The organism is Paenibacillus sp. RC21 (assembly GCF_044907935.1).
Lineage (GTDB): Bacteria > Bacillota > Bacilli > Paenibacillales > Paenibacillaceae > Paenibacillus > Paenibacillus terrae_A.
In genome coordinates this window covers 1-22,906 of sequence record NZ_JBIYCS010000018.1, presented here as the reverse complement: position 1 = coordinate 22,906, position 22,906 = coordinate 1, and the positions used below count along the sequence as shown (strand labels likewise).

General features: G+C 38.0%; 17 protein-coding genes. All 17 read left to right on the top strand.

From position 1 onward, the window contains the following. The first annotated feature begins 496 nt into the window (after positions 1-496). Positions 497-2,044, top strand: coding sequence for a type I restriction-modification system subunit M (locus ABIA61_RS26405; RefSeq protein ID WP_404581487.1), 1,548 nt, complete (start codon positions 497-499; stop codon positions 2,042-2,044). Further along, positions 2,041-3,285, top strand: coding sequence for a restriction endonuclease subunit S (locus ABIA61_RS26400; protein ID WP_404581486.1), 1,245 nt, complete (start codon positions 2,041-2,043; stop codon positions 3,283-3,285). Before ABIA61_RS26405 ends, ABIA61_RS26400 begins: the two co-directional genes overlap by 4 nt. 1 nt (position 3,286) lies before the next feature. After that, a complete protein-coding gene (locus ABIA61_RS26395; protein WP_404581485.1) occupies positions 3,287-4,483 on the top strand; it encodes an AAA family ATPase in 1,197 nt (398 codons plus the stop codon). Positions 4,484-4,520: 37 nt separating this feature from the next. Beyond that, a complete protein-coding gene (locus ABIA61_RS26390; protein ID WP_404581484.1) occupies positions 4,521-7,619 on the top strand; it encodes a type I restriction endonuclease subunit R in 3,099 nt (1,032 codons plus the stop codon). A gap of 61 nt (positions 7,620-7,680) precedes the next feature. Continuing rightward, positions 7,681-7,872, top strand: a complete 192-nt coding sequence (locus ABIA61_RS26385; RefSeq protein ID WP_404581493.1) for a YdbC family protein — start codon at positions 7,681-7,683, stop codon at positions 7,870-7,872. A 30-nt stretch (positions 7,873-7,902) separates the two neighbouring features. Beyond that, entirely contained in the window at positions 7,903-8,622 is a 720-nt protein-coding gene (locus ABIA61_RS26380) for a hypothetical protein (protein ID WP_404581483.1), read from the top strand. 193 nt (positions 8,623-8,815) lie between these two features. Continuing rightward, positions 8,816-12,214: an RNA dependent RNA polymerase gene (locus tag ABIA61_RS26375; protein WP_404581482.1), complete on the top strand. Its 3,399-nt coding sequence runs from the start codon at positions 8,816-8,818 to the stop codon at positions 12,212-12,214. Between the two features lie 104 nt (positions 12,215-12,318). Beyond that, the gene (locus ABIA61_RS26370; RefSeq protein ID WP_404581481.1) at positions 12,319-13,464 is read left to right on the top strand and encodes a ParB/RepB/Spo0J family partition protein; all 1,146 of its coding nucleotides are present in this window, start codon (positions 12,319-12,321) and stop codon (positions 13,462-13,464) included. A 111-nt stretch (positions 13,465-13,575) separates the two neighbouring features. Then, positions 13,576-13,746 (top strand): hypothetical protein, encoded by a 171-nt coding sequence (locus ABIA61_RS26365; protein ID WP_162833929.1) that lies wholly within the window; start codon positions 13,576-13,578, stop codon positions 13,744-13,746. Positions 13,747-13,760: 14 nt separating this feature from the next. Next, a complete protein-coding gene (locus tag ABIA61_RS26360) occupies positions 13,761-15,773 on the top strand; it encodes a hypothetical protein (protein WP_404581480.1) in 2,013 nt (670 codons plus the stop codon). A gap of 824 nt (positions 15,774-16,597) precedes the next feature. Continuing rightward, complete coding sequence (locus ABIA61_RS26355) at positions 16,598-17,866, top strand: DNA methyltransferase (RefSeq protein WP_404581479.1); 1,269 nt, start codon at positions 16,598-16,600, stop codon at positions 17,864-17,866. Positions 17,867-17,884: 18 nt separating this feature from the next. Further along, the gene (locus tag ABIA61_RS26350; protein ID WP_404581478.1) at positions 17,885-18,046 is read left to right on the top strand and encodes a hypothetical protein; all 162 of its coding nucleotides are present in this window, start codon (positions 17,885-17,887) and stop codon (positions 18,044-18,046) included. Between the two features lie 63 nt (positions 18,047-18,109). Next, entirely contained in the window at positions 18,110-18,835 is a 726-nt protein-coding gene (locus tag ABIA61_RS26345) for a transposase (protein WP_404581477.1), read from the top strand. 176 nt (positions 18,836-19,011) lie between these two features. After that, complete coding sequence (locus ABIA61_RS26340) at positions 19,012-19,857, top strand: tyrosine-type recombinase/integrase (RefSeq protein WP_404581476.1); 846 nt, start codon at positions 19,012-19,014, stop codon at positions 19,855-19,857. A gap of 176 nt (positions 19,858-20,033) precedes the next feature. After that, on the top strand, positions 20,034-21,584 hold the full coding sequence (gene terL / locus ABIA61_RS26335; RefSeq protein WP_404581475.1) for a phage terminase large subunit: 1,551 nt from the start codon (positions 20,034-20,036) through the stop codon (positions 21,582-21,584). A 235-nt stretch (positions 21,585-21,819) separates the two neighbouring features. Then, entirely contained in the window at positions 21,820-22,224 is a 405-nt protein-coding gene (locus tag ABIA61_RS26330) for a VOC family protein (protein WP_053325236.1), read from the top strand. 230 nt (positions 22,225-22,454) lie between these two features. Continuing rightward, positions 22,455-22,906 (top strand): phage portal protein (locus ABIA61_RS26325; RefSeq protein ID WP_404581474.1); only part of this gene is annotated, 452 nt, incomplete at its 3' end.

Below are 22,906 nucleotides of genomic sequence, written 5' to 3'. Positions count from 1 at the left end.
CCAATCATAAATAGTAATTTTGTATCGTAGCACGCCTGTTGATTAACTACAAATAAGTAATGGTTAGTTGATTTTACCTCCATCCATCACACGCGGCGGAGGTTTTTTCATGCGAACATATATTTGCTGACATATTATTTTCTAAGCCGTAGTGTATAATAATGATAAATCACTGTCGAATAAAGAAATTTTCGGATAAAATGTGGAACAAGTCTATTGGACTATTAGGCTGGTATTACGGAGTGATTTTGCATGAAGTTTTATGTCGGTGTAAAGAATAACGTGGAAAGGACATTATACGATATCTTGCGAAAGCATGATAAAACGGATATACAGATCATCACAGATGCCTTTAAACTCTACGTTAGAAGAAAAGACAAGAACATTGCATTGCTGTGTGAATATGGCAAGAAACTAAAGGTGGAAGGAAAACTTCAAACCTATTTAGAAGTGCTTCTATAATCAATGTATAAGAAGAAAAATTGGAGGTATACAAATGTCAAGTGCAGCACAACGTGCCGAATTACAATCTCAAATCTGGAAAATAGCCAATGATGTCCGTGGCTCAGTAGATGGATGGGATTTTAAACAATATGTTTTAGGAACGCTTTTTTATCGTTTCATTAGCGAGAACTTTTCTAGCTATATTGAAGCTGGAGACGAAAGTGTCAAGTATGCAGACCTTCCTGATGATATTATAACGAAAGAAATTAAAGATGATGCCATTAAAACAAAAGGGTATTTCATATATCCGAGACAGCTGTTTGCTAATATTGCGAAAACTGCCAACACAAATGAAAGTTTGAATACAGATTTAGCTGCTATATTTTCTGCTATTGAAAGTTCAGCAAATGGTTATCCTTCTGAATTGGATATTAAAGGATTATTCGCTGACTTTGACACGACAAGCAATAGATTAGGAAATACGGTAAAAGACAAAAACAGTCGTTTAGCTGCTGTCATTAAAGGCGTGGAAGGGCTTAATTTTGGTAAATTTGAAGATAATCACATTGACCTTTTTGGTGATGCCTATGAGTTTTTAATCTCTAATTATGCTGCCAATGCTGGAAAATCTGGAGGGGAATTCTTCACACCGCAGTGTGTATCTAAACTTATTGCTCAATTAGCAATACACAAGCAAACAACCATTAATAAAATTTATGACCCTGCAGCCGGTTCAGGTTCATTGCTATTACAAGCAAAGAAACAGTTTGATGCTCATATTATCGAAGATGGTTTTTATGGACAGGAGATTAACCATACAACTTATAACCTTGCTCGTATGAATATGTTTTTACACAACATAAATTACGATAAGTTTAATATTGCTTTAGGAAATACGCTATTAGACCCTCACTTTGGTGATGAAAAACCTTTTGATGCTATTGTATCTAATCCACCTTATTCCGTAAATTGGATTGGTAGTGATGACCCAACACTTATTAATGATGAAAGATTTGCTCCTGCAGGCGTATTAGCCCCAAAATCTAAAGCCGATTTTGCCTTTGTACTTCATACGCTTAGTTACCTTTCAAGTAAAGGTCGTGCTGCTATAGTTTGCTTCCCTGGTATTTTTTACCGTGGTGGTGCAGAGCAAAAAATTAGAAAGTATCTGATTGATAATAACTTTGTTGAAACGGTTATTTCATTAGCACCTAACCTTTTTTACGGGACTTCAATAGCGGTTAATATCTTGGTTCTTTCTAAGCATAAAACCGATAATAAAACTCAATTTATTGATGCAAGTGGAGTAGATTTCTATAAAAAAGCAACGAATAATAACATACTTACAGATGAACATATTGAGCAAATAATGAAAATGTTCGACAGCAAAGAAAATATTGACCATGTTGCAAAATCCGTTGATTATGAGGCAATCGTTCAAAATAATTACAACCTATCTGTAAGCTCCTATGTGGAAGCAAAAGACACAAGGGAAGTCATTGATATAAATGAGCTAAATGAAGAGATCAAAACGACTGTAGCAAAGATAGACCAGCTTCGTACTGAAATTGATGACATTATTGAGGGGATTGAATCTTGATTAAGCCGAATTATATGGAGAAACTCCTAGATGGGGGTGGAGTTGAGTGGAAGACGTTGGGTAATGTTGCTAAAATCCAAAGAGGTGCTTCACCTCGACCTATAGCGAAGTTTATTACTGATAAAGAAGATGGTGTTCCTTGGATAAAAATAGGTGATACTTTACCTAATTCAAAATATGTGAATAAGACAGAACAGAGAATTACACCAGAAGGTGCTATGAAATCAAGAATGTTAAAAAAAGGTGATTTCATAATGTCCAACTCTATGAGCTTTGGACGACCTTACATTCTAAATATTGATGGGGCTATTCACGATGGATGGGCTTCAATTAGTGATTTTGGGGATAAATTGAATTCCGACTATTTATACCATTACCTTTCTTCAGATTTAGTTCAAAGCTATTGGATTAGTAAGATTAACAGTGGTTCGGTAAGTAATCTAAACTCAGATATTATCAAATCTTTAGAGATCCCCATCCCACCGCTTAAAGTACAAGAGGAAATCGTCCGTATTTTGGACGCCTTCACAGAGCTTACAGCAGAGCTTACAGCAGAGCTTACAGCAGAGCTTACAGCTCGTAAAAAGCAATATGAGTATTATCGTGATAAGTTGTTGACTTTTGGAGAGGGTGAAGTTGAGTGGAAGACGTTGGGGGATGTGGGTGAATTTACTCGAGGCAAGAGATTTGTAAAAACCGACATGCTTTCAGAGGGGTTCCCATGTATTCATTATGGTGAAATGTATACGCATTATAATATCTGGGCAGAAAAGACAAAATCGTTTGTTAGTCATGATCTAGCTTCAAAGCTAAGAGTTGCAGATCATGGTGATGTGGTAATTGTTGCTGCTGGAGAAACAATTGAAGATATTGGGAAAGGTACTGCTTGGCTTGGTAATATGGGAGTTGTTATTCATGATGCTTGTTTTTCATATAGAAGTTCTTTGAATCCCAAGTATGTTTCATACTTTTTACGCACCAAGCATTTTCATGACCAAATTAAGAAATATATATCTTCGGGGAAAATCTCGGCGATTAATGCGAACGGTTTGAGTAAAGCAAAAATCCCCATCCCACCCCTTGAAGAACAAGCCCGTATCGTATCTATCCTCGATAGATTCGATGCTTTAACTAACTCAATTACTGAGGGTTTACCTCGTGAAATAGAGTTGCGTCAAAAACAATACGAATATTACCGCAATATGCTTCTTAGCTTTCCAAAAGAGGAGGTAGAGGCGTAATATGGGGGGTTCATTAACTGATATTGCACAAACGTTGAAAGATGCCAAACATAAAACTAAAGCTAAAGGTGCGAGTGAAGCGGATGTAACAGTTCAATTAATTTATGCTTTTAATGGAACGGGTAAAACGAGGCTTTCACGAGAATTCAAATCGTTAGTGGCACCGAAAGCAGATGAGGATACGGAGATAGAGGAATCAGAAGCAGTTAGTAAAAAAATCCTTTATTACAATGCCTTTACGGAAGATTTGTTTTATTGGGATAATGACTTAGAAAATGATGCTGAGCCAAAACTTAAAATCCATCCTAATTCTTTTACAAGATGGATCTTTGAAGAGCAGGGGCAAGATAGAAATATTATTTCTAATTTCCAACATTATACCGATGAAAAATTAATGCCACATTTTAATGAAGAATATTCTATTAAAGATAAGAATGGGAATAATGTAACCGTAGGAGCCTTTTCAGAAATAACCTTTTCATATGAGCGTGGTAATGATGAGCGTTCCAATAACATTAAAATTTCAAAAGGAGAAGAGAGTAACTTTGTATGGTGTGTTTTTTATTCTCTGCTTGAACAAGTTATTGATGTATTAAATGTAGCTGAACCAAGTGAGAGAGAAACAAATCAGTTTGATCAGCTGGAATATGTATTCATAGATGACCCTGTAAGTTCATTAGATGATAATCGCTTGATTGAATTAGCGGTAAATTTGGCACACTTGATTAAGTCAAGTCAGTCATACCTTAAATTTATTATAACCACACATAATCCTTTATTTTATAATGTGCTGCATAATGAGTTTAAAAAGGGTACATTTAAAAAATATTTTCTTAAAAAAAATGAAGATGGAGAATATGATTTGGTTTCCCAAAGCAATGATTCTCCTTTTTCCTATCATCTTTTCTTAAAAACCGAAATTGAAAAAGCGATTGAAACAGGTCAGTTAAAGAAGTATCATTTTAATTTCTTTAGAAATATTTTGGAGAAAACATCAACATTTTTAGGTTATGACAACTGGGGAGAACTTCTACCTAAAGACACAAATGGGAATATTAATCCTTATGAGACAAGAATTATTAATATATCAAGTCATTCAAAGCATTCAGGAGACGAGATGGTTGAATTGACAGACGATGATAGACGTGTAATAAAGTATTTAATGAATAACATTAAAGAAATGTATCGATTTAAATAAGATGAAAGAAAAGAAATTTTATATAGGGGGGAAATGAATGAGCTATTTTAAACCCATCGCAGAATCAAACAACTTTATAGTTTTAGATAAATATACGAAGATCGATCAGCAAGGAGCTGATTATCAGACAGAAGCTGATTTAGAACGAGAACTCATTCAAGATTTAGTAAATCAAGGTTATGAGCATCTACCAAGTTTAACCACTCCTGAAAAAATGCTTGCTAATGTCCGAGTGCAACTGCAAAACCTTAATAATGTACAATTTTCAGAAGCTGAATGGATAAGATTCTGCGAGCAGTTTTTAGATAAACCCAGCGACAATCATATTGATAAAACACGTAAAATTCATAACGACTATATTTATGACTTTGTTTTTGATGACGGGCGTATTCAAAATATTTACATGGTAGACAAAAAAAATATCGCCAATAATAAAGTGCAGGTCATTTCCCAATTTGAACAAAAAGGAACGCAAGCTAATAGATATGATGTTACCATTTTGGTGAATGGCTTACCTTTGGTACAAATAGAGCTTAAAAAGCGTGGAATCGCTATACGTGAAGCTTTTAATCAGGTTAATCGATATAGCAAGGAGAGCTTTAATTCAGAAAACTCTCTGTTTAAATATTTACAGATTTTCGTAATTTCCAATGGAACGGATACCCGCTATTTTGCTAATACGACCAAACGCGGTAAAAACAGTTTTGATTTTACGATGAATTGGGCTAGATCAGATAATACCCTGATTAAAGATTTAAAAGATTTCACCGCTACATTTTTTCAAAAAAATACTTTACTGAATATACTACTGAAATATTCCGTTTTTGATGCGAGCGATAACCTGCTGATTATGCGTCCTTATCAAATTGCTGCTACAGAAAGGATTTTATGGAAAATAGAAAGTTCAAACCTGGCCAAAAATTGGAGAACCACTGAAAGTGGTGGATATATTTGGCATACAACAGGTTCTGGGAAAACGCTTACGAGTTTTAAAGCAGCTCGTTTGGCTACTGAACTGGATTTTATAGATAAAGTATTTTTTGTGGTGGATAGGAAAGACCTAGATTTTCAGACGATGAAAGAGTATCAACGTTTCTCTCCTGATAGTGTGAATGGTTCAGAAAGTACCGCTGGATTAAAGCGTAACATTGAGAAAGATGATAATAAAATTATAGTGACAACGATTCAAAAACTGAATAACCTGATTAAGAGCGAAACAGAGTTACCTATATATAATAAGCAAGTGGTATTTATTTTTGATGAAGCCCACCGTTCACAATTTGGTGAAGCTCAAAAAAATATCAATAAAAAGTTTAAGAAGTTCTATCAATTTGGATTTACAGGTACGCCTATTTTCCCAGAAAATGCGTTAGGTTCTGAAACGACTGCTTCTGTCTTTGGTCGAGAGTTACACTCTTATGTAATTACGGATGCCATTAGAGATGAAAAAGTTTTAAAGTTCAAAGTAGATTATAACGATGTACGTCCCAAGTTTAAAACGATTGAAACAGAAAAGGACGAGAAAAAGCTATCTGCAGCAGAAAATAAAGAAGCTTTACTGCATCCTGAACGAATCAAAGAGATTTCCCAATATATTCTTAATAATTTTAGAGTAAAAACCCATCGTCTAAACGCGAATGGAAAAGGATTTAACGCCATGTTTGCTGTGAGTAGTGTTGACGCAGCCAAACTCTACTATGAATCATTAAGTAACTTACAAAAAGGAAGTAGTAAACCCCTTAAGATTGCGACAATCTTCTCCTTTGCTGCTAATGAAGAGCAAAATGCTATAGGTGAAATTGTAGATGAAACATTTGAACCTTCAGCAATGGATAGCAGTGCAAAAGAGTTTTTAAGTTCAGCGATTAAAGACTATAATGCTATGTTTAAAACCAATTACGGCGTAGAAAGTAAGGAATTTCAAAATTATTATCGTGACCTTGCTAAACGAGTAAAAGACAAAGAGATCGATTTATTGATTGTTGTAGGCATGTTTTTAACCGGGTTCGATGCTCCTACATTAAATACTTTATTTGTTGATAAAAATCTCAGGTATCATGGTTTGATGCAAGCCTTTTCGAGAACAAATCGTATCTATGATGCAACTAAAACCTTTGGAAATATCATTACGTTTAGAGATTTAGAACAAGCCACTATAGATGCTATTACTCTTTTCGGGGATACAAACACTAAAAATGTAGTTCTGGAAAAAAGCTACAAAGAGTATATGGAAGGGTTTACTGATATCGCAACGGGGGAAGCCCGGCGTGGTTATGTAGATGTAGTAAAAGAGCTGCAAGAACGTTTTCCTGATGTTGAAGATATTTCTACTGAAAAAGATAAGAAAGAGTTTGCCAAGCTTTTTGGTGAATATTTGCGTGTTGAAAATATTTTGCAGAATTATGATGAGTTTTCAAGTCTAAAAGCTTTACAAACAGTAGATCTCAATGACTCTGAGGCTTTGGAAAATTTTAAATCTACTCACTATATGGGTGATGAAGATATAGCTGCCATGCAAGAAATTAATGTACCAGAAGAAAGAACGATTCAAGATTATCGTTCATCCTATAATGATATTCGTGATTGGCTTCGTCGTGAGAAAAACGGAAAACAAAAGGACAATTCCTCTATTGATTGGGATGATGTTGTCTTTGAAGTGGATCTTCTAAAATCCCAAGAGATCAATTTAGATTATATTCTTGAACTTATTTTTGAAAATAACAAAAAAATAAAAGATAAAGAATCGTTGGTTGAAGAGGTACGTCGTTTAATTCGTTCGAGTGTAGGAAACCGCGCGAAAGAAAGTTTGGTTGTCGATTTTATTAACCAAACAGACTTGGATAATATTAAAGATAAAGCAAGTATTATTGATGCCTTCTTCTCATTTGCTCAAAAGGAGCAAAAACGTGAAGCAGAAGAATTGATTACTACTGAAAGTCTTAGTGAAGAGGCCGCAAAAAGATATATTTTAAATTCATTGAAAAAAGAATATGCTAGTGAAAATGGAACGGAGCTTAATGAAATTCTTCCTAAAATGAGTCCTCTTAATCCTCAGTATTTAACAAAAAAACAGAGCGTTTTTCAGAAAATTTCTGCCTTTGTAGATAAATTTAAGGGAGTAGGTGGAAAGATTTAATAAATCTAAAATAGAAAGTACAATGTGGAGAATGGCAGAATTCAAATATTAAGTAACTCAAATACACGGCAGATTGTCAGAATCTTCAAAGGGTTGGACAAAGGAACTGAGAAGTATAAGCGGGAACGATAAAGAAGCTAAGTACGACATCCGAGAATGGTCGCCAGATCATGAGAAAATGGGCAAAGGTGTCACGTTATCTAATGAAGAGATTGTTGAGCTGCGGGATTTGTTGAATAAGTTAGAGTTGTAGATTGAATTTGTCTCAAGGAGTTGAGCTTTTTTGAACTTGGATCAAGTACTATATATCTTAAAAACAGAATTCCCGGACAAAGCTATTGACCTGTCTGAGAGCTTGGAGCTTATAAAAGAAGTACTTAATGATACAATGAACAGTATAAACCATAAGTCAAACGACGCTTTCACTAAAAGAGACTTTGCCGCTAGACGGCAGTATGACGATATGGCGGTATTTATTCACGATTATGAACAGCAGATTGATCAGTTTGTGGCTAATCTTAGTGTAGAGGCTATTGATTTAGCCAATGAAGACCACGATACAGATGAAGAAACCGAAAAGAATAAAATCCCCAATTATGCTGACTACATGGTGGATTTTAACGTGGAACATACTTTGTATGAGAATTTTACGCATAAGAGACCGTTTGCCTTTCGAATTAACGAGAAACAATTAATAGAAGTGAAAACTTGGCAAGAAATGCTTAAAAAAACTGCTGAATTGCTGCTCACAATAGATAGCGAAAGATTTCTTGCTTTTGAACATATGCCTGGTATGAACGGCAAGAAAAATAAGTATATCTCAACAAAGCAAGAAGGGATAAGGAAACCTCAGCTAATCCTAGATAAAGTATATATAGAAACACATATGAGCGGTAATGGTATACGAAATATATTGCTGAAGATGCTGAAAGCGTATGGGTTTAAGGCTACGGATTACAAAGTATATTTTCGCGCAGATTATACCGAATTGAATCAGGATTAATTTAGTTGTATTTCCAAAACGGCCGAGGGTATATACCCCTCGGTTTTTCTGATTCCTTTTGAATTTTTGTCTTCAACAAATATACCAATCTCCTCTTGAAATACAAACGTATATTCGATACAATGAAGGGGAACGTTTGTTTCTATTTTGTTTACAACCATATCACTCAAACCAACTAACAGGAGGCCAAAATTTGTCTACTAATCCAATACGGAATCAATACCAAATCAATCTGTTCCACTTTAACGAGATCACCATTGTAGGCGACCAACTTTGTGCTCCACAATCCAGCACTCGCACTATCACTGTATCAAACAGCATCTATCTCGACCAACTCAAGCGAGTCGTAGCAGAACGTGATCCTTCCACCGATGCTACCGATGTCGTCTTCATGCTCAAAGCTGATCAAATTGACGAAGATGATCCATCCCAACTTGCTCTGTTTGAACGTATATTACGAGAGGGCATCTACTATAATGGAAGGAAATATGTTCGTTCAATTAAATCACCTGCGATGGGACGTACACAGCGAACAGAATTTATCCAAGAAAAGTATGTCGCCGATCTGTATCGACACATTACACTTGGAAAAATGCCACCACTCACCAATATTCATAAGTGGGAAGCAGCACTTGGTGTGAGTCGTTCAGCGGCACAACCTGTTCCGTATATTCCACGTATCGTCGTTATTCCAGATTATGAAAAGGATACGATCATTGAGGATGTATGGAAAGTGGAAAAGTGTGCTGAAGATTTGGAGCAACAGAAGTTGATATTCGATGAAAAGGCGAAGCAACGTGAATATTTTAAAGCGAAGAAAGAATTGAAGCCATCTAAGGAACAATTACATAAGTTAGATCGTATACCGAATAAAACGATTCCCTGGTATGGTGGTACGAAGTCTGTTCCCGATCAAAATGAATATAAAACTTTCAATGGATGGAATAAACAGAATCGTCGCGTGAAGCTAGAAGCAATTTCTTTTCCTGCTCGTTCAGTTATGTATAATGACGAACTATATCCTTGCTATTCCATCGAGCAAACAGAAGAAATCCCAATCATCGCGATCAATGAAGAGTCCATCGGATTCAAGAGAGTCGAATATCCAAAGTATGAAAATAAGAATGTCCAGTTTTTTGATGGTCAAGGTTTAATGAGCTTCCAGTTTGCAGAGCGTATTGGACAACATCTGAACTTATCCTATTCACCTAATGCAGTTCAGGGAAGACTTCCATATATAAAAGGAAACTTTATCCGGTTCGATCTAATGAAATGGTTCAAGGAAAATGATGTAACGCAAATAAAAGATGTTTTCGGTGAATCTCAGCCGATCATCGACAAACAGGGTCGTCCTATTGATCTCATCCTCACCAAATCCTGCTTCAAAGCGTGGCATCAATACATTGATGGAGAAGGTAAGCCGAAGTGTTTGTTTGAAAATATAACGGAATATGAAGCATTACTGAAAGTACATAATCATAACAATTTCTGGGTCGCCAATTATGCGAAGCCAGCATACCAGATGAATGCCCACACACCACTGACATACCAATACATTCATGCACTGAATCTTACACTGAACGATTTATATCTATTAGCTACGCCTCTAATGGATGTCATCAAACGTGTACTGTATGGACAAAAAAATGACACCCATGGAAAGTGGCTTCGAGATATTGCGTACACGAAAGCGTTCCTACATATGCTAGTCCAAGAAGACGATGAACCTAAAGATGAAAATGAGGAACCCGACGAACAGGAAGATGAAGTAGAACAGGGCCAGAAGAAAGAGTTTATCAATGAAATCATCCAAGCTATCGATTTGAATGAATTGATGCTGTATGACGGTAATGTCCGTAAATTCATAGTGAAGCAAGCTATGCAGAAAATTCAGGATATGCTGAAGGGTCGCATTCCGATCCGTGGCAGCTACTTTTATTTGACCAACGATCCGATTGCATTTATGGAGCATGCCAGCGGATATCCAGTAAAAGGTGTGTTAAAGAAGAACCAAGCTTTTATGAATCGGAAACGTGGAATACATGCTCTATTCCGTTCACCGTTAACGATATTTAATGAAGTTGGTAAGCTAGATTTTGTACAAGTACATAACCGATATATGTGTCATTTGGACAACGTGATTATTCTGAACTGTTGTGATTTAACACTGGCAAGACTTGGACTAGGAGATGTGGACGGAGATACGGCTCTCTGCACCAATGATCCAACCATACTCTCAGCAGTGATCGATGCTCCTACGATCATCAATGAAGATGATAAAAAAGTAGCTGCTCCTGTACCGAATCATATGGACAGTATCGTCAAGATGGAGCTAAAAAGTCTACATAACCTGACGGGCAGATGTACGAATGTGAATACGTATTTTCAGAATCTGGCTTTGGAGGAAGGGAGTCTTCAAGCACGCGTTTTGGAAAACTCAGTCTTAAAATTTCTCCAAGGTCAAATCATTGATGCGACGAAAAATGGACTGGAAGTAGAGATTCCATATGTGCTGGATCGTCTGGCTATCCAAATGCCGTATTTCTTTCGTTTTGCGAAGGGTGGCAAGGCAGAGGATTATCAGCACTCGACGAAATCGCCGTTTAATCAATTTTGCGTCAAGGCAGAGAAGTACATAGATGACAAGTTCCAGGTGGAAGATGGCAAACTGGATCAGTCTATTTTAGGCATAGAAAGTACGAGACAACTGATACAGGATATGAACAAGGTTAGTCAACCTAAGTTTCTGGATTATCTAGCGCTCATTGAGCCACTTTATACAGAATACAACGAGCAGAAGAAACCAATTGATCATCGCCAAAAGGAATTTAATAAACTGAAAAAATGGGAACGAGATAATGATACCCGCAAAGCAATCAGCTCGGAATACGCTAGGTTAAGAGAGGAATACAAAACTCAGTGTGAAGAGATCTGTCCTTACCCTTCAATACTTGCCAGTGTTGCTGTGGAGATTGCTTATCAATCCTACAGAACATACTCCTTTGCATGGTTATTTGTAGATGGACTACTGGAAAATCTAAAGTTACATGAAAATGTGTTGAAGAAGGAAGTACGAAAGGTGAACCGTCTCACGAATCGGAATGTAGAAGGCAAGGAGCTTACCATTAAGGATGGCATAGCTACAGTAGATGATCTGGAGTTTCCATTCCATGTGCCGGACGGTGTTTATTCGTTATTTGAGATCATGGGACAATTCTTTATTGGCTATGAAGCTGAACGAGAAACCGTAGTACAAATCAGTAATACGCCTTCTCTACTGGACGAAAAAAGTACTCGACGAGTGTTGAGGAATTACTCGCTTGGCTTCAGCACTTTGAAAAAGTCTCAGGAAGAATCGCAGTTGATAGCTGACGATGTATTGGGTAAGACATGGCGGATTCAGGTGGTCGAGTATAACTATGTTCATGTTGTAGATGAGCATGGAGAAAGGAAATGTATAATTCCACGAGATCAGGCCATTCGTCGAGATGAGGGGTTATCCTTATTGGATTTTGACGGAGCGACAATTGAATTTATCAGGATTGAGAAAGTCACGAAATCAAGCTTTAAGGCGATAGTTAATATTGAATAAATTGATTCATAGGTCTGTCATGATAGGCGCCTGTTAACACTGGCGCTTGGGTGACAGCTAGAACGTTATATATACGAATCCAAACATAAGGGAGATATCATCATTTGAACATTACATTAAAATTAAGCCAGATCGTTACCAACTTGAATCAGCCACGCAAGCATTTTGATGAGGAGTCGTTGCAGGAACTGGCAGCATCCATTGTAAGCGATGGTTTACAAGAAGCTATACTGGTCAGGCCACATGGAGATCAATATGAGATTGTTCAAGGGGAGCGCAGATATCGAGCGAGTCAAATGGCTGGACTGGATACGATTGCAGTGAAAGTAAAGGAATTAAACGATGAGGAAGCTTTTCATCTATCTGTCATTGAAAATATTCAACGGGAGCAAATGACTCCTATTGAAGAAGCTCATGCATTTTATGAGTATGTACAAAGAGGATACACGCACGCCCAAATTGCAAAAAAAGTAAGCAAAAACAGAGCCTTTGTTACAAGCCGTTTAAGATTATTGAAATTATTACCTTTTATTCACGATTGGATTGCAGAGGGATATATTTCGGACGGTCATGCCAAGCAACTACTGAAAATGGAATCGTTTTTGAACCGATTGCTAAAAAACAAACCGACATCAAAATTCATTCATGAAGACAGTTCACAGAGGGAAGAAAGTCATTTTGAAAACTATCAACTGAAATTTCATAGTTCCTTTTGGGAGAAACATGACATAAAAAAAGAAAAGCTAACCGTAAACGAAGTCAAGAGTTGGGTGGATGGTTGGCATTACGGTTTAATCATCTCGCCTATTTTGAATTATAAGGGACTTGGTTCTCTGGTTGTTTCTAAAAATAGAGGATTCGCTTTAACTGCTCAAATGGATTGTATCATCAATCATCTTCATATCTCCAACATTACAGAAGAAGATATTGATTTTGCAGTTGTTTATGATTTGGAAAAAAATAAAGATCATTTTGATTCCGAATTCAGACCGTGGATGGTTGAAAAATTTTGGGATGAGATGCGAAATGAACTTTTTTACTCTGAGATCAACATCGAAGAGAAATGGAATTTACATAGCTTTCAAGATGAATTGAAAAAGTGCAAAAAGTATAGCGATTCTTTAGAGGACAAATCATTGGAAATGTTAACGGAAGAAATCAAATTTTATAAGCAACAATTAGATCATATAGCCAAAGAGAATCATGTTTCAACGGATGACATACTGGATGACTTGCTGGCCATGGAGTAAATGGTGTCACGTGACACATTATTCTGTCATGATATATAGCGCCTGTTAACACGGGCGCTTGGGTGACACCTGCTATATGGGTGCAATTCCACAATGAAGGAGTGAATCTGAGTGAGCTATTTTTATTGTTACGATGGTCAGATGATGAGGAAATTACAGGATAAAAATATCCGGTACATTACTCGTGCTTTGACGATTGATAAGCATCAAAAGTTTTGGCTGTATGCTATTAATGAAGAATTTCAACAGGCTTTAGAGGAAATTAAGAAACCGAAAATATAAGGAGTGAATCTAATTTGGCAGTGAATCAATGGAGCGATCTGGAAGCTTATATTTCTCGTTCTCATATGGAAAGTCTCCATGAAGAGGCATTTATGGCGACATATCATGCATTATCAAGTTTTATACATAAGGGATTTCAAATGAATATGGATGAAACTGAACGTGAAGAATCTTATTTGTCATGGGTAGTTAATTCTGCTCCTGGCACAGGGAAAAGTACAGCATTAAATGTTCTATGCAAGAGTCTATTACAGAAAAATGCTTCAAATCAACATGAAAAGTATCCGCTATTGCTTGTGTTTAATAATAACGACACGATGAAGAATAATGTATATAAGGATGTATCTGAATTTGCCAAGCAACATGAAATACCAGATGCCATTGCATATGTCAATTCTGATGAGATTCATAAAGTGATAGATACTATGAGAAAATATCAAATTTTATGTATCCCTCAGCAAAGACTTCGAGATTTGATGTTAGATGATGAGCACATGAATAACTATTTAATATATTACCCGCAGCGAGCTAAGAATACAAAAGATGATGCTCAGCTTAAAGAAGTACATAAGTGGAAACGATTGGTGATTATAGACGAGATGCCTATTTACTATGACAGTTGTGTCTGGGATATTGGCAGTAAAGACAATTCATTTGACTGGTTTGAGCATTTGGCAGATCGTGTTCATTTAAGTAATCGTGAATTTAAGGAAGCTAGAGATATCCTGAGTGAGTTGATCAACTTGGAATTAAAGGACAATGTAACTTCCCATTCAACATTACGATTGAATCGATTTATAGAGGGTTCAGAAAGAGAACAGTTCTTCAATACCATCCTGGCTAAATTGGCTGATGCTAAAGGTGAACTTGAGGATATGAGAAGATATACGTGGTTTATAAAGATGTATTCAAAGGATCATATCGGATGTATAGAACGAACGAATAAGCAAGCTATTATTTGTTCAGAGTGGCTAGACTATAGTCGGTTACATACCCATATGCTGATTTTGGACGGGACAGCACATATCAGCCAAAGTATATATGAACGTTCTGGATTTGAACTGATCCCCATGACAAATGTTCATCGATATGCTGAGCGGTTGAATATTCGATGGGAAAATATAAATACGTCCACAACATTATCTTACCGTGAACTAAAAGAAGTCAAGGAAGCGATAGCAGGAGATTTCTTGGAGATACAAAGCAAACTACAAGAAAAACGTCCCAGTTTCAAAATGATTGCATTACCTAAGCAGGATGATATCGCATTTTATCACACTGAGGGTGTAATTACGGACGAGCAGCTCAAGCAATTTTTCACCATCAAGCAGAAGTCAGATGATGATATGAGGAAACATCTTTTCAATGTGGTAGGTAATAATGATTTTTCTAGTTTTAATGCGATGGCCTTGTTTGGTGTTCCCATTCGCCCACCTAGGCATTATCGGGAAATCGCTGTAGCCATGTATGGTGTAGACATCGATATATCCTTAAATGAGAATCGAAATAAAGGGAACTGGTTTACGGATGAGAGAATACAAAAACTATATATAGAAGATGTATTGGCTAATCTCTCACAAATCATTCATAGAACATCCCTACGCAATGTAAATTTAACCGAAGAAGTGGATATTGTGATGTACTCGAAGCGGACAGAATGGTTAACACTGATGCAACAGGAATTTAGATTGCCGGATGAACGAGTCCATATGCATCAACTACATAATGAACTTCGATTTAAGAAAGCTTGTTCTAAGAAAATGATCGAAATGGTTAAGCTCATGGTGGGCAAAAAGAATATCAAGCTTACCGCTAAGGCTATAGGTGGAAAAGCACTATATCAGTGGTTTAGAGATAATTGGAAGGGAAATAGAAAGCAATTCATTTTGAGTGAGTTAAAGAATCATAATATATTGCTATTTGAAAAAACTTCAAAAGTTGGACGACAATATTGGTTATTTATGCTGGTGGATCAAGATGCATTCACCGATCACGTGGTTAGCGAGCATTATCGTAAACTATTGTAGCAGTTCCAAAGGAAGATTTTCTCCCTAATATTAAGGGAAGATTTCTTCCTCTTATGATAAATTTGCAAATAAAGTGTCCAAAATGAGCCGCAAAAGGGTGAATTGCCGAAGGCAAGAGGGGAAACGGCGGCAGGTCGATGAATACCGATTACGAAGCGTAGCGAAGTGGTTTTTATCGAGATGGTGAGAGAGTTTCCCTTTATTTGGTACAAACGTTAAGATCAAAAGAAACCGTCAACAAAAATTTGTAAACAAATTATTTCTTTCCGTAGCCATCCAACAATCGTTGGCTGTCTTCATTTTATTTTTTTGAACATGATAGATTAACGTGACCCTACTTTTCTATATTTAGGGGAAACTGGGGTCAGTCCATGGAATGTAGCTTAATTTAAAATTTTTGATTTACAGGTTGAAATTTAACTTGTTGAATATAGACTGATATCTGCAAAATTTTAAACCACATGAATTAGAGAAGTTGAGCTTTCAAGTTTGAGTGTGTCACGTGACACAATGAGCAAATTTACAATTATAAATTAGGCTACACGGGAATTCTGGCTATTGGCTAGGGTTCCTTTTCATTTAGAGAGGAGAAATATGAATGCTATTAATGTTACAAGCAATAAGTGTAGAAATATCACGAGTTGTCACAGCAGTTGTTGTGTTTTGCATCTGGATTTGGATTGCAGTCTTTTTAAAAATGAAGGTAGAAAGGGGGAGCAAGTGGATTGGAAATCAAATTCGTAAACGTAGAAACGTTAATTCCGTACATAAAAAACGCCAGAAATAATGAAAAAGCTGTAGACATAAAGGAGAGAGTTTAATAAATGAAATGGATGAAATTGAAAATAGATCAACTGGTACATGCCGAATATAATCCAAGGAAGGATTTAAAAGCGGGTGATCCAGAGTTTGAAAAGATTAGGAATAGTATAATGGAATTCGGTTATTGTGAACCGATTATTTGTAACAGCGATTATACCATCGTGGGAGGCCACCAACGTGCTAAAGTGTTGAAGGCACTTGGTTACGATGAAGTCGATTGTGTCATGGTCGATGTGAATAAGTCGAAAGAGAAAGCCCTGAACATAGCGCTTAACAAAATTACAGGGGAATGGGACTTTGAAGCATTGGCTGCATTATTAGATGAGTTGAAAGAAGCGGAATATAATATTGAGCTAACTGGCTTTGATTGGTCTGAAGCGGAGAAGTTGCTGGATACATTACATGAAGAAAATGTGGGAGATGAGGATGATTTTAATGTAGAAGAAGCATTGCCTGAACATCCGATCACTCGCAAAGGTGACATCTGGCTACTTGGGAAGCATAGGCTCATATGCGGAGACTCGACGAATCCGCAGGATATCGCAACATTGATGGATGGTAAGAAGGCTCGGCTTATTGTAACTGATCCGCCCTACAATGTGGACTATACAGGTAAAACGAAGGATGCATTGAAAATAGAGAACGATAAAATGGACAATCACCAGTTTTATAATTTCCTATTAGCTGCCTATACTCAAATGTATGAAGTAGCAGATGATGGAGCAAGTATTTATGTGTTCCACGCAGATAGCGAAGGCTTGAATTTTAGGAAGGCATTTATCGAAGGTGGATTCAAACTATCCCAATGTTGTATATGGGCTAAGCAAGCGATGGTTATGGGTAGACAAGATTATCACTGGATGCATGAACCGGTATTATATGGTTGGAAGCCGACAGGTGGACACTACTGGAACAGTGATCGTAAGCAAACGACACTATGGCAATTTGATCGTCCCTTTCGGAATGAATATCATCCGACCATGAAGCCGATTCCCTTGATCAGCTATCCAATTAAAAATTCCAGTAAGCTTGGTGATATCGTATTTGATCCATTTGGCGGTTCAGGTTCAACATTGATTGCTTGTGAGGAAACGGATCGGCTTTGCTATACCAGTGAGCTTGATGACAAATATGTAGATGTGATTGTGAAGCGGTATATTGCCCACGTTGGAAGCGATAGTGGTGTATATTTGATTCGGGATGGTAAGCGGTATAGCTATCAAGAAGTAGTTGCTGAGTCGGCAAGGTCAGAGGTATCATGTGCTGACTAAACCGAAAGGGTGATTGAATTGGGTAAGGCAAAAGTGAATATGGTGATTCGATTCCTAAAAGGCATGCAAGCCGAAAAGGTAAATGTACTGGGGGCTGAGGAAGCTATGAAGGACAATGAGTTGATTCAGAAGGTGATTGAGGATATCGAATTGTTTTACGAGGCTGAATTGGAAGGGTAAGTTGATACATATGGGGAATGGCGATAGTTGGCTGTTCCCTTTTTTCGTGATGGAGGTGAGTTAATGAGCAAAAACAATGACAAGCCAAAAAGGAACAAACCAAAGCTACTAACCAAATATGATCAATTTGTTGTGCCAAGGCTCAGGGATATTCCCGTTTGGGTACGTGAAGGAGCAACAGATGAAGAGATTGCTAAGCGACTGAACATTCATATTTGGACATTAGGCGATTATAGAAGGAAGCATCCGAAATTTGCAGAAGCATTAGAACGTCCAACCAAATGGGAGACCCATGTTTATCCTAGATTAGCGGAGATTCAGCAATGGTTCGAAGAAGGCGTGAATGCAGAGGACATCATCAAGAAACTCGACATAGGTAAAACCACTTGGTACGAGTATATTGATAAGCATCCGATGCTGGCTGAACTAGTCAAATGGAGCAAATCTGTCCCCATATCCCACGTAGAAAATTCACTTTTGAAAGCTGCAACGGGCTATGAATATGAAGAAATAAAAACGATTATTGAAGAGGACAAAAATGGAAAAAAGAAGACGCGTATTGAGAAAGTGAAACGATATCAGCCCCCGAATCCGACAGCGATGATCTTCTATTTGAAGAACCGCGCACCCAACGAGTGGAATGATCGACGTGAGCTGGTGGTGAATACGAAGGCATTGGAACAAGAACGAAAGCAGCTATTTCTGGATATGATTGAAGCCGATGTAGTGGATGCCGAATATGAAGCTATCGAGGAATCGGTGGAGATTGATGAGGGATATGTGGAGTAGGATGATTCACAGCTATAACGTTATGCCGTCAGTATTTGTATAGATAAACGCCAGTTTCAGCCCTGAATGAGCCTGTAAAGTAGCCAGAATCAGTGCATAAGATAGGTTATGCATGGAGTGGACTTTGCCCCACATCAACGGTATGATGTGACACACAAGCGAAGGGTGGGGCGAATATGGAGTATATTCAAGAGTTTGAAGCACATTTACGGAGTAAGGATCGGAGTGAAAATACGGTTTCCTGCTATATTCGAGACGTGTTGCAGTTTACAGCTTGGTATCGGAGCAAGACGGAATATGGACTGGACAAGTGGATTGAATTGGATGGGATAGAGTACAAGAAGTATCTGCAAAGTACCAATCAAGCTGTACTCACCATCAACCGTAAGATCGCCAGTATCAACGTATTTGCACAATGGATGCATCAACAAGGGTATATTAAGGAAGAAATACATATCGAAGCGGTTAGGAACAAGGTTGTTCGGCAGTATAAGGGTCTTGAGGAAAAGGATTTGTGGAAGCTGCGGAATGAAATTCACCGTATGGGCAATCGTATGCACATTTGTATGGTCGAAATACTGATAGGAACAGGGATACGGGTAAGCGAATTGGTTGGCATCAAGCTGAAGGATATTGAGATAAGTGAACGCAAAGGTTTATTGAGGATACTTGGCAAAGGAAATGCCTATCGAACCATACCGATGAATAAGGATGTGCGAAAAGCCATTACCCGATATCTTGAAGCCAGACCACAAGTGGAATCAGAATATCTATGTATTGGGCAGCGTGGAGCATTAGAGCGAAATGCGGTCAACCTGATCCTGAACAAATATGGAGATCGGGTCAACGTAAAGGTTACACCCCATATGCTCAGGCATACGCTTGGCTATAAGTTGGTGAAGACGACTCCTTTGACGACCATCCAGCAAATCCTTGGACATGATCACGTAGCAACGACCAATATTTATACCCTAACAACACAGCAGGATATGGCTGAAGCATTGGCAAATATCGAGTGGTGAGAAGCCACTCTTTTTGTCGTGGATGGGAGGGGGGCTTCTATTTGTAGAAACAGAGCCGCCAGCAAAGGGTGCAGAAATTTTTGTGATGATTTTATAGTGAATTTGAGAAAGGAGTTATACCTATTGAAACAATAAAGCAAGAAGAACAGCGACAAGCTGAGTTGCTGAAACAGTATATGGAGAAGCATTTTAAGCCGCCCAAAATGAAACAATTGATCGAAACGTTCTCTTTCTCTGAACTACGCAAGCTTATTGGTGAGATGGACATTGAATTTTTCGCTTTAGCCTATTTTCCTAAATACTTTGATCGAGTATTTGGCAAGTTTCACAGAGAGCTATTCACGGAATTAAGACATATGCTTGCCCATACTGGACTGATTACGGCTTTCGGCCTCCCTAGAGAGCATGGAAAGTCCACGATCAGCTCTTTTTTATTTCCGCTGTATGCCACGCTTTATGATAAATCACAGTTTACATTGATTATATCTGCCACAGAGCAAATTGCTCTTCCGTTCCTTGATATGATCAAAGATGAGTTAGAAACGAATCAGATGCTGATTGAGGATTTCGGTATTCGTAAAGGTAGTCGCTGGAACAACAATGAGATATGGTTGAAAAGTAAAGGTGGGCTGGACTCCTGCATTATGATTCGTGGGATTGACGGTAGTTTGAGAGGTATTCACTATAAGCATCATCGTCCTACGCTAGTTCTAATGGATGATTTGCTCAAGGAGGATACGGCTCGATCCGAAGCTAAGCGAGAACAGATTAAAAATACGTTTACGGATGTCATTCTTCCTATTGGTACAAGGGATACAAATATTCTGATCTGTGGAACCATTTTGAATGAAGAAGATATCATGGCTGATCTGCTCAAGGGTAAAATTCCAGGTGTGCGAAGTGTTCGTAAGGCAGCCGTACTTCAATTTTCAGAACGGGATGATCTGTGGTCAGAGTGGGAGCGACAATATAATAATTTGCAGGATGAAGACAGGATCAATACGGCCTTGTCTTTTTTTACCACTCATCAAGAGGAAATGCTGCTGGGGACGAAAATCCTATGGAGCGAGTATTTGGACTATTATTATCTGATGTGCAAGAAGCAAGCGATGGGCGAAAAATCATTTTATAAAGAGTTACAAAACGATCCGCGTTCAACCGACGAATACATATTTCAGAATCTCATGTATTGGGACAGGTTGCCTGAGTTTGAGGACATGGAGCTTGTCATGTACATTGATCCAGCGATTAAAGCAGGGAAGAAAAACGACTATTCGGCTATTTCGATTATTGGGCAGCACCGAAGGACAAAGCAAATGTATGTGATTGACGGTAACATATATAAGCTGTTGCCGGATAGTTTGTTTCAAGTAGCGATTGAAAAGTTAAAGCTTTACCCTGTAGATAAGCTGGGTTTTGAAGTGAATCAGGCACAAAGCTATATGAAGCAAAAGTTTGAAGAAGAGTTATGGAAAGCGAAGATACATACGCCCGTAGAAAGTGTGCATTCCAGAGGGCAGAAGCATGAACGTATTATTAGCTTGGAGCCGGAAGTGAAGAAGGGTCATATTCTGTTCAATGCAGATAACCTTAGATACAATCATCAGGTGAAGGATTATAACCGAAACTGTACATACGACGATGCGCCAGATAGTTTATATGGAGCTGTTCAATTGATTCAGTCGGTCAAGAGTCTGAAATTTTATGATCGCAGTTTGTTATTTTGAGGATTCTTCTATATACTCAATCTTTATTTTATCCAATCTCGTTAAGCTAACGGGCAGAATATATAAACGGGTATCAACTTTAGCAGAGAGAATACCCGAAAATGTTAAAATGCTACTGACATAACGTTGTCAGTAGCGTTAGTTTATTATCGATTAGGTAAACATAATGGGGTGGATAGCTTGTTCTTGCCCTGATAAGATACTGTATCATTTATTATAGGAAGGATGGTATTTTATGAATTTTGCTTCTGTACGTATCATTACCGACGATGTGGATCGTCTTGTTGAGTTCTATGAGAGAGTCATGGGTGTTTCAGCGGAACGTCCCGCGGCAGCCTTTGCCGAACTCGTTGTGCCATCGTGCACCCTGGCGATCGGTCACTCCCATACTGTGCCGCTGTTCGGCATTGGTTCCGCAGTGGCGGCCGACAATCGCACTGTCATACTCGAGTTCCTCGTCCATGATGTCGATGCCGAATACGAGCGCTTGAAGCCGTTTGTCGACGAGTGGGTAAAGGAACCGACCACGATGCCGTGGGGGAACCGTGCTGTGTTGTTCCGTGATCCCGACGGCAACCTCATTAACCTCTTCAAGCCGGTGACCGAGGAAGCGATCAAAAGGTTCAGTGGTAGGGGGTGACTCATGGGGAAACAGTTTTGCCTCTCCTTATAGCCTCACTCACTGTGAAATTGAGACTGGCCCTTGTAGCGCGGTACCTAGAAAGGTTATCTGTTTAGAAGGGAGGAGGTTCCTTTGATTCACTAAACTAACGGGAAACGTTAATTCAACAAGGAACTACCTTATTAAAGGTGGTTCTTTTATTTATTTAAGCAACAATTACATGGCCCATTTTGAAAGGAAGAACCTATTTGCAAATAACGGAACAAATCGTATTAGAATGCCTAAATGAACTCCAATTGGCTGCATTAGCTAAACAGAAATATACAGATTACTACAATGGTCAGCATGCTATTCTCAAGAACTATGCCATGCAAGAGAGCCGAAGCAATCAAAAGCTCATTTTCAATTTTCCACGTAAGTTTGTAGATAACGAAGTGGGCTATCTGCTCGGTAAGCCAGTAAACTATGTGTCCAAGTCAGATCAGGATGAAGCCATACATAACATAGACGTACATATGAGTCATTGGGACAAAGAGCATAATTTGCAGCTTCGAAAACAATCCGAAATCTTTGGTGAGAGTTTTGAATTGAACTATATCGACTCGGATGGCCAGTTTTCAGCCACGGTGCTATCTCCTTTGAATGTCTATGTGTTGGAAGATGGAACAGCAGAACGAAATGTATTACTTGGCTTACATAA

Coding starts and splice junctions, on each gene's coding strand:
- ABIA61_RS26405 (WP_404581487.1), top strand. CDS start 497: ATGTCAAGTGCAGCACAACGTGCCGAATTACAATCTCAAATCTGGAAA.
- ABIA61_RS26395 (WP_404581485.1), top strand. CDS start 3,287: ATGGGGGGTTCATTAACTGATATTGCACAAACGTTGAAAGATGCCAAA.
- ABIA61_RS26390 (WP_404581484.1), top strand. CDS start 4,521: ATGAGCTATTTTAAACCCATCGCAGAATCAAACAACTTTATAGTTTTA.
- ABIA61_RS26355 (WP_404581479.1), top strand. CDS start 16,598: ATGAAATGGATGAAATTGAAAATAGATCAACTGGTACATGCCGAATAT.
- ABIA61_RS26345 (WP_404581477.1), top strand. CDS start 18,110: ATGAGCAAAAACAATGACAAGCCAAAAAGGAACAAACCAAAGCTACTA.
- ABIA61_RS26340 (WP_404581476.1), top strand. CDS start 19,012: ATGGAGTATATTCAAGAGTTTGAAGCACATTTACGGAGTAAGGATCGG.
- terL (WP_404581475.1), top strand. CDS start 20,034: ATGGAGAAGCATTTTAAGCCGCCCAAAATGAAACAATTGATCGAAACG.
- ABIA61_RS26330 (WP_053325236.1), top strand. CDS start 21,820: ATGAATTTTGCTTCTGTACGTATCATTACCGACGATGTGGATCGTCTT.